12 protein-coding genes are annotated in these 12,603 nt (G+C 74.7%); 6 read left to right on the forward strand and 6 right to left on the reverse strand.

The window, feature by feature from the left end:
* The first annotated feature begins 5 nt into the window (after positions 1-5).
* On the forward strand, positions 6-293 hold the full coding sequence (locus RLT57_RS07155; protein ID WP_311296520.1) for a hypothetical protein: 288 nt from the start codon (positions 6-8) through the stop codon (positions 291-293).
* Between the two features lie 75 nt (positions 294-368).
* Here RLT57_RS07155 and RLT57_RS07160 read toward each other — a convergent pair whose 3' ends face one another.
* From RLT57_RS07160 to RLT57_RS07170, 3 genes are read right to left on the reverse strand one after another with little or no spacing between them, the layout of a single operon-like run.
* Positions 369-1,454, reverse strand: coding sequence for a prenyltransferase (locus RLT57_RS07160; protein ID WP_311296521.1), 1,086 nt, complete (start codon positions 1,452-1,454; stop codon positions 369-371).
* Positions 1,451-2,185 (reverse strand): class I SAM-dependent methyltransferase, encoded by a 735-nt coding sequence (locus RLT57_RS07165; protein WP_311296522.1) that lies wholly within the window; start codon positions 2,183-2,185, stop codon positions 1,451-1,453. Before RLT57_RS07165 ends, RLT57_RS07160 begins: the two co-directional genes overlap by 4 nt.
* A complete protein-coding gene (locus tag RLT57_RS07170; protein WP_311296523.1) occupies positions 2,185-3,558 on the reverse strand; it encodes a glycosyltransferase family 4 protein in 1,374 nt (457 codons plus the stop codon). The genes RLT57_RS07165 and RLT57_RS07170 overlap by 1 nt, the downstream gene beginning before the upstream one ends.
* Positions 3,559-4,062: 504 nt before the next feature.
* Here RLT57_RS07170 and RLT57_RS07175 point away from each other — a divergent pair.
* From RLT57_RS07175 to RLT57_RS07190, 4 genes are all read left to right on the forward strand, one after another.
* Entirely contained in the window at positions 4,063-4,653 is a 591-nt protein-coding gene (locus tag RLT57_RS07175) for a TetR family transcriptional regulator (RefSeq protein WP_311300613.1), read from the forward strand.
* A gap of 630 nt (positions 4,654-5,283) precedes the next feature.
* Positions 5,284-6,138 carry a helix-turn-helix domain-containing protein gene (locus RLT57_RS07180; RefSeq protein ID WP_311296524.1) on the forward strand — a complete coding sequence of 285 codons (855 nt, stop codon included), beginning with the start codon at positions 5,284-5,286 and terminating at the stop codon, positions 6,136-6,138.
* Positions 6,139-6,151: 13 nt separating this feature from the next.
* A complete protein-coding gene (locus tag RLT57_RS07185; RefSeq protein ID WP_311296525.1) occupies positions 6,152-6,340 on the forward strand; it encodes a DUF397 domain-containing protein in 189 nt (62 codons plus the stop codon).
* 127 nt (positions 6,341-6,467) lie between these two features.
* Complete coding sequence (locus RLT57_RS07190; RefSeq protein WP_311296526.1) at positions 6,468-6,794, forward strand: hypothetical protein; 327 nt, start codon at positions 6,468-6,470, stop codon at positions 6,792-6,794.
* An 81-nt stretch (positions 6,795-6,875) separates the two neighbouring features.
* Here RLT57_RS07190 and RLT57_RS07195 read toward each other — a convergent pair whose 3' ends face one another.
* From RLT57_RS07195 to RLT57_RS07205, 3 genes are all read right to left on the reverse strand, one after another.
* Positions 6,876-7,964, reverse strand: a complete 1,089-nt coding sequence (locus RLT57_RS07195) for a hypothetical protein (protein ID WP_311296527.1) — start codon at positions 7,962-7,964, stop codon at positions 6,876-6,878.
* 101 nt (positions 7,965-8,065) lie between these two features.
* Positions 8,066-8,914 (reverse strand): hypothetical protein, encoded by an 849-nt coding sequence (locus RLT57_RS07200; RefSeq protein ID WP_311296528.1) that lies wholly within the window; start codon positions 8,912-8,914, stop codon positions 8,066-8,068.
* A 242-nt stretch (positions 8,915-9,156) separates the two neighbouring features.
* Positions 9,157-11,241, reverse strand: a complete 2,085-nt coding sequence (locus RLT57_RS07205; protein ID WP_311296529.1) for an MFS transporter — start codon at positions 11,239-11,241, stop codon at positions 9,157-9,159.
* Between the two features lie 186 nt (positions 11,242-11,427).
* Here RLT57_RS07205 and RLT57_RS07210 point away from each other — a divergent pair, with 186 nt between their 5' ends.
* Positions 11,428-12,516 carry a peptidoglycan-binding domain-containing protein gene (locus tag RLT57_RS07210; RefSeq protein WP_311296530.1) on the forward strand — a complete coding sequence of 363 codons (1,089 nt, stop codon included), beginning with the start codon at positions 11,428-11,430 and terminating at the stop codon, positions 12,514-12,516.
* Positions 12,517-12,603: the final 87 nt, after the last annotated feature.

Raw genomic sequence — 12,603 nt, forward strand, 5'->3', positions numbered from 1 at the left:
GAGGCATGGCCAGACGGTATGGCGGCAACCCCGCCGCGGTGATCATCCTCATCGCCGCAGACATCGCAGCACTGATCCTGATCCTGTGGATCCTCTTCTTCGTCTTCGACGCCAACCGCGCGAACGACCTGGTCGACTGGGTGCACCACTCGGCCAACTGGCTGGCGGGCTGGTCGAAGGACCTCTTCACCGTGCACAACCTCAAGTGGCGCACGGTTCTCAACTACGGCCTGCCCGCGGCGGTCTACCTGCTGGTGGCGCATGCCGTCGCGGGCCGGGTGAACCGGGCCTGACCGGCACGGGCCGGACGCCGGGAAGCGGGCCGGCCGGATGCCGGGAACCGCTTTCGGCAGCACCGCGGCAGCACCTCAGCAGCAGCCGGGCGGCAGTCCGTCCGGCAGCCGCTCACCTCCGAAGACGGCGGTGGTCGCCTCATGTCCCCCGAGCGCGGCCACCGCCAACAGCATCGCGCCCGCCGTCCAGGTGGTGCGCTCGACCGGCCACACCTCCTGGTTCTCGAACTCGTAGCCCGTCCAGTACAGGCCGTCGTCGGCCCGCAGGTGCTGGATGTCGGCCAGGATCCGCACCGCGCGGTCGGACTCCCCCACCGCCCAGAGCGCCAGCGCGAGTTCGGCGCTCTCACCGCCGGTGACCCACGGGTTGGGAAGCACGCAGCGCACCCCCTGCCCCGGCACCACGAACCGCGCCCAGCCCTCCTCGATCCGTTCCAGGGCGCGCGGTCCGCGCAGCGCCCCGGACAGCACCGGGTAGTACCAGTCCATCGAGTACCGGCTCTTGTCGAGGAACCGCTCCGGGTGCCGGCGGATCGCGTGGCCGAGCGCGCCGGTGGCCAACTCCCAGCCGGGCTGCGGCTCTTCGCGGTGCTCGGCAATGGCCAGCGCGCAGCGCAGGGCGTGCTGCACCGATGAACTCCCGGTCAGCAGCGCGTCGGTGACGGCCCGTCCGGTGGCCTCCCGCTTCCAGCCGATCTGGCCGCCCGGCTGCTGCAGCGCGAGCACGAACTCCACGGCCGCGTAGACGTAGGGCCACATGCGGTCCAGGAAAGCGTCGTCGCCGGTGGACAGGTAGTGGTGCCAGACGCCGACCGCCGGGTACGCGCAGAAGTTGGACTCCCGGCCGCGGTCGGTGGGCCGTTCCGGGTCGCCGTCCTGGTATCCGGCGTACCAGGAGCCGTCGGGGTTCTGGTGCCGGGCCAGCCAGGTGTACGCGGCCGCCGCCCGGTCGTGCTCGCCCGCCGCGTCCAGCGCCATCGCCGCCTCCACGTGGTCCCACGGGTCCAGGTGGTGGCCGGGGAACCACGGGATCGCGCCGTCGGGGCGCTGGGCCGCGGCGATGGCGGCGACCGTGCCGGCGGCCTGCTCCGCGGTCAGTACGCCGGGCAGCACCAGCTGTTCGAGGCTGCCCTGGCCCTGCTCCTGGTCGGGCCAGGTCACTTGACCGCGCTCGCGGGCAGGTGCGGCTTGGTCGCGTACGCCACGAAGCTCTTGCCGATCACCGGGTTGAGCGCCTGCTCGGCGAGGCGGGTGGCCAGCGGCTTCTTCATGATGTCCCACACCAGCAGCCTGTGGTACAGCTTCACCGGCAGCACCTGGTCGTTGTCGACGCCCAGCGCGCACTTGAGCCACCAGTAGGGCGCGTGCAGCCCGTGCGCGTGGTGCGTGCCGTACGGTTCCAGGCCCGCCTCGCGCATCCGGCCGAGGAGTTCGTCGGCCTTGTAGATGCGGATGTGGCCGCCCTCGACCTCGTGGTACGCGTCGGACAGCGCCCAGCAGACCTTCTCCGGGCCGTAGCGCGGCACGGTCACCGCGATCCGGCCGCCGGGCCGCAGCACCCGGACCATCTCGGCGAGCACCCCCTTGTCGTCGGGGATGTGCTCCATCACCTCGGAGATGATCACCACGTCGAAGCTGTCGTCGGGGAACGGCAGCCGGAGCGCGTCGCCCTCCAGGGCGGCCGCCGTGGCGCCCCGCGGGGCCTCGCCGGCCTCGGCCATCGCCGCGAACCACCGGGCGACCTCGCGGATCTCCCCGCCGTCGCGGTCCAGCGCGACCACCCGCGCGCCGCGCCGGTAGCACTCGAAGGCGTGCCGCCCGCCGCCGCAGCCGAGGTCCAGGACCCGGTCGCCCGCGGCGACCGGAAAGCGGGCGAAGTCGACGGTCAGCATCAGCGATCGCTCCCCACGGTGGTTCCCGTTCGTGCGGTGGTGGTGCGGGCTGCGGGCGCGGCCGGGGCCGGGGCCTGCTCGGCGATGGCCGTCCGGTACAGCTCGGCGGTGGACTGGGCCGCGCGGGTCCAGGTGAAGCGCGCCAGCACCCGGGCGCGGCCCGCGGCGCCCAGGCGGCGGCGCAGCCCGGGGTCGCCGAGCAGCCGTTCCAGGGCGGTGGTCAGCGCGGCCGGGTCGCCCGGCGGCACCGCCAGGCAGCTCTCGCCGTCCGGCCCGGCGACCTCCGGGATGGCGCCGCCGGTGGTGGCGACCAGCGGCGTACCGGTGGCCATGGCCTCGGCGGCGGGCAGCGAGAAGCCCTCGTAGAGCGACGGCACGCAGGCCACCTCGGCGCCGCGGATCAGGTCCACCAGGTCCGCGTCGCTGATGCCCTTGACGAACGCGACCGCGCCGCCGAGCCCGTACCGCTCGATCGCCTCGGCGACCGGGCCCTTGGCGGGGCGGGTGCCGACGACCACCAGGTGCGCGTCGGGGCGGCCGGCCCGCAGCTTCGCCAGCGCCTCGACCAGGAAGACCAGGCCCTTGAGCGGTACGTCGGCGCTGGCGGTGGTGACGATCCGGCCGGGGATCTCGGGTACCGCCGGGTCGGGCGAGAACAGGCGGGTGTCGGCGCCGACCGGCACGGTGTGGATCCGCTCCGGCCGCACCCCGAGGTCCTCGGCGATCTCGTCCTTGGAGGACCCGGAGACGGTCAGCACCGACGGCAGCCGGCGCGCGACGCGCCCTTGCATGCGGGTGAAGCCGTACCAGCGGCGGAGCGACAGCCGCCGCTTCCAGCTGTCGGCGGCGGCCAGTTCGAGCCGGCGGTCCACCGTGATCGGGTGGTGGATGGTGGTGACCAGCGCCAGGCCGAGCCGGTCCAGGCCCAACAGGCCGTAGCCGAGGGTCTGGTTGTCGTGCACCACGTCGAAGTCGGTCCGGCGGGCGGCCAGATGGCGGCGGGCGCGCAGGCTGAAGGTGAGCGGCTCGGGGAAGCCGCCGGTCCACATGGTGGCGACCTCCAGCGCGTCGATCCAGTCCCGGTACTCGCCGCGTCCGGGCGTACGGAACGGGTCGGGCTCCCGGTACAGGTCCAGGCTGGGCAGCTCGGTGAGGGTGACACCGCCGCCCACCGCGTCGAGCACGGGGTACGGCTGCGCGCCGATCACCTCGACGTGGTGGCCGAGCGCGGCCAGCTCGCGGGACAGGTGCCGGACGTAGACGCCCTGGCCGCCGACGAAAGGATTGCCCTTGTAGCTGAGCAGCGCGATCCGCAGCGGGGTGTCCGGGCCCGGTGCGGCGGAGGAGGTCGCGGCGGCCCCTGCTGAGGTCACTCAGACCCCCTTCTCGCTGCGGTCGGGCCAGGGCCCGACCGGTCGCGCTAATCTAGAACAAGTTTCAGACGTGATGGTACAGAAGGCGAATCCGCCCGGCCCGGGAAGGTCCCCCCGGGCACCCCCTCCGGCGATGCGCACCACGGCTCCCGCCTGCCATCATGCACAGGCGCCGGCGACGGCGCGAGACAGCGGTGAGGCGGCAGGCACATGGCAGTGGGTACCGCGCGAACCGGCTCCGGCGCCCCTGGCGGCGAGGCGGGGGCCGCCGCGGGCGGCGCGGGAGCGCCCGGCGGCGCGGGAGTGCCCGGCGGCCGGACGGGTGGCGGCGCGGGTACGGGCGCGGGTGGCGGCGCGGGAGCGACCGACGCGGGGGCCGACGCCGGAGCGGGTGCCGGCGCGGACACGGGTGGGGGCGCGGAGACGGGTGGGAGCGCAAGGTTCGGCGGCCGTACGAAGGGCGCCGCGGGGGCGGGCCCCCGGGTCAGAACGGCGCCGCCGCCGCTGACCGAGCGGCAGGAGGCGCGGCGGCGCCGCATTCTGGACGCCAGCACCCGGCTCGCCTGCGGAGGCGGGTTCGACGCCGTGCAGATGCGGGAGGTCGCCGAGAGCTCGGGGGTCGCGCTGGGCACCCTCTACCGCTACTTCCCGTCCAAGATCCACCTGCTGGTCGCCACCATGGAGGACCAGCTGGGACAGCTCCACGGCACGCTGCGCAAGCGCCCGCCGGCCGCGACCGCCCCCGGCGAACGGGTCGCCGAAACGCTGCTGCGCGCCTTCCGCACCCTCCAGCGCGAGCCGCAGCTCGCCGACGCCATGGTCCGGGCGCTGATCTTCGCCGACCGCTCGGTCAGCGCGGAGGTCGCCACCGTCGCCCGGCTGACCAGGACGATCATCGTCGACGCCATGACCCCGACCCCGGCCCCGACCCCCACCGGCGCCCGCCTCTGCGCCGTCCGGGTGATCGAGCACACCTGGCACGCCGCCCTGGTCAGCTGGCTCACCGGCCGCTCGACCGCCACCGAGGCCACCCAGGACATCCGCACGGTCTGCACCCTCCTCGACCCCCTCCCCCCGGCGGACACCGGCCGCTGAAGGGGACGGCCGAGTGCTGGCGGTTCGATTTCGGCCAGGCCGGTGTTCGAATGGGAGGCGTGGCGCTGCCGGTTCCCGGCCAGGAGGGTGCGGAATCTGGTCGACGGGTCGCCGGGTGGGGCCGGGGCGGTGCGGCGGCGGGGGGGCGCGCGCGGGTGGCGGAGGGGGCGGGGTTGGGGCGGGGTTGGGGCGGGCCGGGCGGGGGGACGCCGGGCGACGGGCCGGGGGCGGGGGCGGCGGGCGCCGCTCCTCCCGGGCGGCGGGGTCCGGGCCCGGGGGAGGCGTACGGGCACTCCCGCGGCGGCGTGCGCGCCGCCGGAGCCGCCGCCGGCAGGGCGCCCCGGGCGCCGACGACGGCCGTGGGCGCGGCGCGGTGGCTCCGTAAGGCCGTTGTCCTGGCCGGATTTCGCCCGACCGGGCCGCCCCACCACGGGTTCGGCGGCCCTCAGCGGTGCACCCGAGCAACAAGCAGACCGCACAAGGGAGTTGACTGTCCGCATACGATTACCCCAGAAGGGGTTATGGGGCAATAATGCACCTCTGCAACTTTGTCTCCGAATTTTCCAGAAACGATCTGGACCCCGCGAGAGCGGAACGGCACACTCAGAACCAGCGTCAAGAAGGGACACCATGCCGCTCAGAAGCACCGCAACCGCCCGCCAGGAGCGCCTCGGTGCGGAGCTACGGAAGATGCGGGAGGCCGCTGGCACCACCGCCCGGGATACCGCGCGGCTGCTCGGCACCGACCCGGCGAAGGTGAGTCACATCGAGGCGGGCCGACTGGGCGTCAGCGAGGAGCGGTTACGCCGTCTCGCCGCGTTCTACGAGTGCGGGGACACCGCGCTCATCGACGCCCTCGTCGTGATGGCCAACGCACAGGGCCGCAAAGGCTGGTGGGAGGCGTACCGCGGTGTCGTACCCGCGGGCCTGCTCGACGTGGCCGAACTGGAACACCATGCGACGCACCTGCGGACCATCCAGATCACCCACATCCCCGGGGTGTTCCAGACCGAGGACTACACCCGTACGGTCTTCGGCTACGCGATACCCCAGCTTCCGGACAACGAACTGGAGGCGCGGGTCGCCCACCGCCTCGAACGCTCCGGAGTGCTCTACCGGGACGCCGCGCCGCCGTACGAGGCGCTGATCCACGAGGCGGCGCTGCGGATGCGGTTCGGTGGCGGCAAAGTGGCGCGCGCCCAGTTGGAGCACATCCAGGAACTGAGCCACCTGCCGCACATAAGCGTCCGCGTCATCCCCTTCACGGCCGACGGCCATATCGGGTCCGGGCACGCGATGCTCTACGCGAGCGGCCCGGTGCGCCCGCTCGACACCGTGCAGATCGACTCCGCGCACGGCATCAGCTTCCTGCACGCGGCACCGCACCTGAACAACTACCGCCTTCTGTACGACTCCCTTTCCGAGGTGGCCCTCGACCGGTCCCGGTCACGTGACTTCATCCACACCATCTCCCGAGACCTCTGAAAGGCATCGACCCATGACCGCGTCCCTGATTTGGCAGAAGTCCACGTACTCCCAGGAACAGGGCGAGTGCGTCGAGCTGGCCGCCGACGGGGGCGCGGTCCTGCTCCGCGAGAGCGACGCCCCGACGATCGTCCTCACCACCACCCCTAAGGCGCTCGCCCGCTTCCTGCAGGGCATCAAGATCAGCCGCCGCGGCAGCTGAGCGCGACGGTCCGGGCCCCGCCGGGGTCCGGGTTCGCCGCCAGGGGCGCGGCCGGGGCAGGTGCCGGAGCGCCGGGGCCGCGCGGGTTAGGGTGAGGCTCCCGTCCCCCGAAAGGCGGCTCGCTCCCATGTCCCCGCACCGCCGCGCTGCCGCCCTCGCGGCCGTCACCGCGACCGCCCTCCTCGCCCTGACCGGGCCGGCCGCCGCGGGCGAACCGCGCACGGGCACCGCCGGGTACGCCGTACGGCAGGCCGGACAGGCCGCGGCGCCCGCCTCCGCCGCCGCGCCCGCTTCACCCTCCGCGTCCGCGCCGGGCGGGGAGAAGAAGGACCCGGAGCACAAGAAGAAGGACGGCGGGTCCAGCGCCGGTACCTGGCTGATCGTGGGGGTCTTCTTCGTCGCCAGTGTCGGCGTGGGCTTCCTGCTGAGCGGGCGCAGGCGGCGGCAGGACTGACGCCGACGACGCGCGGACCCGCAGGCCGGACGGCCCACGGGTCGCGGTGGTACGGGGGTCCGCCCCGAGGGCGGGTCGGCGTCAGCCGACGTTCAGCAGCTCGTGGGTCAGGTCCCGGTAGCGAGTCAGCGCGACCCGGAGCTCCTCGGTGCCGGTCTTGTCGCCGTTGTCGTCGTGCCAGCTGCCCCGCAGCGAGTCGCGCCGCTCCTCGATCACCCGGGTGAGCCGGCGGACCGCCTCGTCCAGTACGGCGTCGGCCTCGCGTACGGCGCGCCGCGGGTCGTCGACGAAGCCGCCGAGCGCCCGCTCCATCCGGCGGTTGAGCTGGTCCGGGTCCCCGGCGGCGGCCGAGTCGGACCGCGCGACCGCGCTGCCGTTGTCGGTGCCCTTGTCGGTGCCGTCGCTCGGCGCGGTACGGGGCCGGGCGCCGGCCGACGCGGTCGTCGGCGTCAGCGGCCGGTGCATGCCGGCGGCGGCCGGGTTCTGCGACATCCCCGAGCCGGTGCGGGGCGCCATGAGGTCGCCGTCCCGGACCGTCTCGTCACCCTTGCTCTTGCCGGTGGCCGGCCGCGCGTCGGTACGGGTCCCGTCGGCGCCGGTCCCGTCGGTACGGGTCCCGTCGGTACGGGTCCCGTCGGTACGGGTCCCGTAGGCGCCGGTGCGGGCGGCCGCGTCCGTCCCGGTGCGGCGGTCCGCGTCGGTGTGGCGGTCCGTGCCGCCGCGGGCGTCCGTGCCCACGGCCGTGCCGGACGTCCTGCCGGACACCGCGCCGGACTGGGTGCCGGACGCCGTGTCCGCGGTGACGTCCTCGGCCGTCGCGCCACGGTCGACGCCGTCGGCGGTCGAGGAGGCGGCGGTCGGCGAGGCGGCGGAAGAGGGGGTCGCGCGACTCTGGGCGCCGGCGTTGGGGGCGGCGCCGGCGACGATCACGCCCTTGTCCGCGTCGTCATCGCCGTCGTTGTCAGCCGTGGCCGCCGGGTCGGGGGCGGTGGTCGGCCGCTGCGGGACGGTCGTCCGGCCGTCGGCGCGGCCGCCGGCCGCCTGCCCGTCGCGCCGGTCGGTGGCGGCCGTGTCCCGGCCGTCGTCCGTCGCGGCGAGCGTGCCGTCCTGGTCGTCCACTGTGCCGACGGCGTCGGCACGGTCCTCGGTACGTGTGCGGTTGAAGGTCATCGTCTTCGTCTCCTCGGATACCTGCTCGTCACGTGCGCCTGACCGTCCGGCACCGCCACCGCCCCGACAGGGCGGCTCTCGGGGGGTGCGGCCGGACCGGGTCAGCTGTGGTCGTCGGTGCTGCGGTCGTGCCGGGTGCCGGTCAGGGCCGCGAGGCGGTGAGTCGGCGAGCGGTGGTGCCCGCCGCCGTTGCCGTTGCCGTTGCCGTTGGCGTTGGCGTCCGCGGCCGCGTCGGTGCCGGCGTCACGGCCCGCGGCGGTGCCGGTGGTGTCCTGGTCGGCAACGGCGGTGTCCTGGTCGGCGACGGGGGTCCTCTCGGCGGGACCGGCCGGCGCGTCGGGGGCCGGCTGGGCGGCGGCCGGTCCGGTCGCCGTCGCCCTGCCGCCGACCGCGGGCCGGGTACCGGTGCCGCGCAGCATCTCGTCGAAGAGCGCGCGTGCCGCGACCAGCGCCTGCCGCATGTCCTCGGTCGCCTCGCGCCCGTCGGCCTCGCCCCGCGCGGTCAGCGCGTGGGCCTGGCGGTAACCCTGGACCTGGTAGGGGTGGTGCACGGACAGCGCGTCGAAGTGCTCGGGCGAGTCCGCGGCCGGGAAGCCGCGCTCGGCGGCGACCTCGGCGGTCAGCCGGTCGGCCTCCTGGAGCGCCTGGCCGGGCCGGTCCACGAAACGGGCCTGGATCTCGGCCCAGCGCTGCCCGTACCGCTCGCGCTGCTGCGCGTCGACCGGCTGCCGCTCGATGCCGCCGTACCGCTTGACGCGCTCGGTCAGCTCTTCCCGCGTGGCCTTGTCGTCTCCGTCGTGCTGAGCGAGCGTCCGCTCGTACTCGGGGCCGAACCGGCGCTTGAGGCCGACTCCGCCGGTCCCGCCACCGCGCATCAGCGTCACCGCCGCGACGATCGCGATCACCACAACTACCGCCACGATGACGGCGATTATCGCTCCTGTGGACATGAGTGCCTCCCGTTTGTGCAGCTCTCACCACGTCGGCTTGCCGCAGCCCGGCACCCCAAACACCCCCCTCACCCCATGTGCCGTTAACGGCCCGTGCCATCAGCGGAGTTGGCCCCGGAATCCGATCCCGGCCGGGTCCCGTTCGACCCGCTCCGGCCCGCCCGCCCGCACAGGCCCCCGCCAGTCCCCCGCGGGCTTTCCACCCGCCCCGCACACTCCGCACAGGCCCCCGCAGGCCCTCCTCAGGCCGGCTTCCGGCTCCCGGCCGCGCGCCGGTCGACCCGCTCGTGCGGCTGGTCGGCGTCGCCGCCGCACAACTCGGTGCTCAACTTACGGACCAGCGCGGCCAGTTCCGCGTGCTGGTCGGGGTCCCAGTCGCCGAGCAGTTCGGCCAGGACACCGCGGCGGGCCTCGACGAGGTGCTCGGCGGTGGCGCGGCCGGAGTCGGTGAGGACCAGCGGACCGCCGGACCGGGCGGCGTAACCGGGGGCCCGTTCGGCGTAGCCGCGTGACTCCGCCTCGATCACGGCCTGTTCGATCACCGCGGCGGGTACGGCGGTGTGCTCGGCGAGGTCGACGGGATCGGCCTCGCCGACCCGCGCCAGACGCAGCAGCAGCCAACTGGTGGCCGGCCGGATGTCCAGGTCGGCCATCCGGGTGATCCGGACGTAGAGGCCGGCGCGGGCCTCACGGCTGCCGATCACCGACAGGCAGCGGGCGATCTCGTCCAGCGAGGAGCGTTCGACGGGGTTGGTGCCCAGCGTCTCGCCGCCGTCGGGCGCGGTGACCGAGCCCCGCAGCGGCTGCTCCCGCAGGAACCAGGCCAGGACGAAGCCGGCCAGCGCGACCGGCACCGCCCACAGGAACACGGTGGTGATCGAGACCGAGTACGCGTGCCGGACCGGCCCCCTGACCGCCGCCGGCAGCCGGGCGATCGACGTGGGGTCGGCCTGCAGCCGGGACGGCCGTACCCCGGGCGGCAGCGCCGTCCCGCGCAGCGCCGAGGAGAGCTTCCCGGAAAGCCGGTCGGCGAAGATCGTGCCGAAGATCGAGACGCCGAAGGACGCGCCGATGGAGCGGAAGAAGGTGGTGCCGGAGGTGGCCGAGCCCAGGTCCTCGTAGCCGACCGAGTTCTGCACGGCGAGCACCAGCACCTGCATCACCAGGCCGAGGCCCAGGCCGAACACCAGCAGGTACAGGCTCGTCACCCAGACCGCGGTGTGCTCGTCGAGCCGGTGCAGCAGGAGCAGTCCGACGGTGGTGACGCCGGTGCCGGCGATCGGGAACACCTTGTAGTGGCCGGTGCGGCTGACGATCTGCCCGGAGACGGTGGAGGAGATCAGCAGCCCGACCACCATCGGGATGATGTGCACGCCGGAGAGCGTCGGCGAGTAGCCGTGCACGACCTGCAGGAACGTCGGCAGGTATGTCAGCGCGCCGAACATCGCGAAGCCGATGACGAAGGACATCGCCGCGCACAGGACGAAGGTGCGGACGCGGAACAGCCGGGGCGGCAGTACGGGTTCCTCGGCGCGCCGCTCGATCAGCACGAACACGGCGACGAGGACCGCGCCGGCCACCGTCAGCCCGATGACGGCGGACGAGCTCCAGGCCCACGTCGTACCGCCGAGGGAGGCGACCAGCACCAGGCAGGTCGCGGCGGCGGCGACCACGGCCATGCCCGCGTAGTCGATGCGGTGCGAGGTGCGGCGGACCGGGATGTGCAGGACGGCGGCGATCACCGCGAGCGCGACGGCGCCGATCGGCAGGTTGATGTAGAACACCCAGCGCCAGGAGAGCTGTTCGGTGAAGACCCCGCCGAGCAGCGGCCCGAGTACGCTGCTGGCGCCGAACACCCCGCCGAACACGCCCTGGTAGCGACCCCGTTCGCGGGGCGGCACGATGTCGCCGACGATCGCCATGGACAGCGCGATCAACCCGCCGCCGCCCAGGCCCTGGAGCGCGCGGAAGGCGATCAGCTCGGTCATGTTCTGCGCGATCCCGCACAGCGCGGAGCCGATCAGGAACAGCACGATGACGGTCTGGAAGAGCCGTTTCCGGCCGTACATGTCGCCGAGCTTGCCCCACAGCGGGGTGGCGGCGGTGGAGGCCAGCAGGTAGGCGGTGACGACCCAGGACAGGTGGTCGATGCCGCCGAGCTCGCTGACGATGGTGGGCAGCGCGGTGGAGACGATGGTCTGGTCGAGGGCGGCCAGCAACAGGCCGAGGGCGAGCGCGCCGATCGCGATCCGTACCGCCCGCTTGTCCTGGTGCTCGCCCGGCCGGGCGGCCTCGGGCCCCGGCGCGGTCGGGGTGTCCTGGGCCATGAAGGCTCCTCCTGTCGCCCCCCGATGGCCAGACACCTCATATTGACATTGTTTGTGCGGTTATGTGCTGTGACCTTCGACGACTGGCGGGTCGCTTTGCGGTGAGCGGATGCGCGACCGGTCGGATGATCGGCATAATCGCCGCTGACGTTGCGAACACGCGAACGACGACCGGGAGGGGACCCAGTGGCGTCGCAGCACGACGAGGACGCGGCGGGGGAATCCGCCGGCGAGCGGAACGGGCGCGGCGAGCCGGACCGGCGGGGCGGACAGGTCGAGCAGGGCGAGCTGCGGGCCGCCGAGCGCTCGGCGGAGCGCGCCGCCGAGCTGGCCGCGACCGAGGGCTTCCACCCGCTGCGGCTGCGGCCCTACGTCGTCGAGCCGGCCGGCGGACCGGCCGAGACCGCGGGACGCCCGCCGGCCGCGGCCGGCGGGGACGGGCCCGCACCGGCCGATCCGCAGCAGCGGTTCCCGGCGACGTACTCCGGTATCGAGTACGCCCCGCGCGGGCCGGAGCCGGCCGACGCGGCGCCGGCGGTCGTACGGGGACGGCACCGGCGGCACCGGCGCGGCGTCGTGATCGCGACGGCCACGGTCGCGGCGTCGGCGCTGGCCGCGGGCGCGGTGGCGGTCACCGGCCAGGTGATGGGCGCGCAGCAGGGCACCCAGGACCGCTCGCTGCCCGACCTCAGCACGTCCATGCCGGATGTCGAGCTGCCCCACGACGCGGCCCACGCCCAGGCCACCGCGGCGCCCCCCGTCACCCGCGCGGTCCCGACGGCCGGCTCCGCGCCGACCCCCGCGCCGACCCCCACCGCGTCGCCGTCGGCCTCGCCGTCGGCCACCGTGACCCTGCGCGCCGCCGTCGCCCTCACCACCGCGGCCGCCCCGCCGCCGGCCGCCCCCGCGACGACACCCGCACCCGCCGCGTCCACCCCGCCGAGCACCGCCCCCGCCGGGGCACCCGGCCGCCGGCCCGTCCGGTCCGCTCCGGCCCCCGCCACTCCGGCCCCGGCCCCCGTCCCGGCCTTCGCCCCCGACGTCCTCCAGCTCGGCGACACCGGCGGCGCCGTGGCGGACCTCCAGCGCGACCTCCGTGCGATCCACCTCTACCGGGGTCCCCTCAACGGCCGCTACACCCGCACCGTCGAGCTGTCGGTGGCCACCTTCCAGCTCTGGCACCACATCACCGACCCCCCGCTCGGCACCTACGGCCCCACCACCCGCGCCGCCCTGGCCCGGACCGTCCCCCACCACCGTCCGCGCGGCGTCTGAGCCCCCACCGTCAGGCCCCGGCCGGGTCCGCCCCCGCCGACGCGCGCCCCGAGACCCCGGCCCAAGACCCCGGCCCAAGACCTGGGC

The organism is Streptomyces sp. ITFR-21 (assembly GCF_031844685.1).
GTDB lineage: Bacteria > Actinomycetota > Actinomycetes > Streptomycetales > Streptomycetaceae > Actinacidiphila.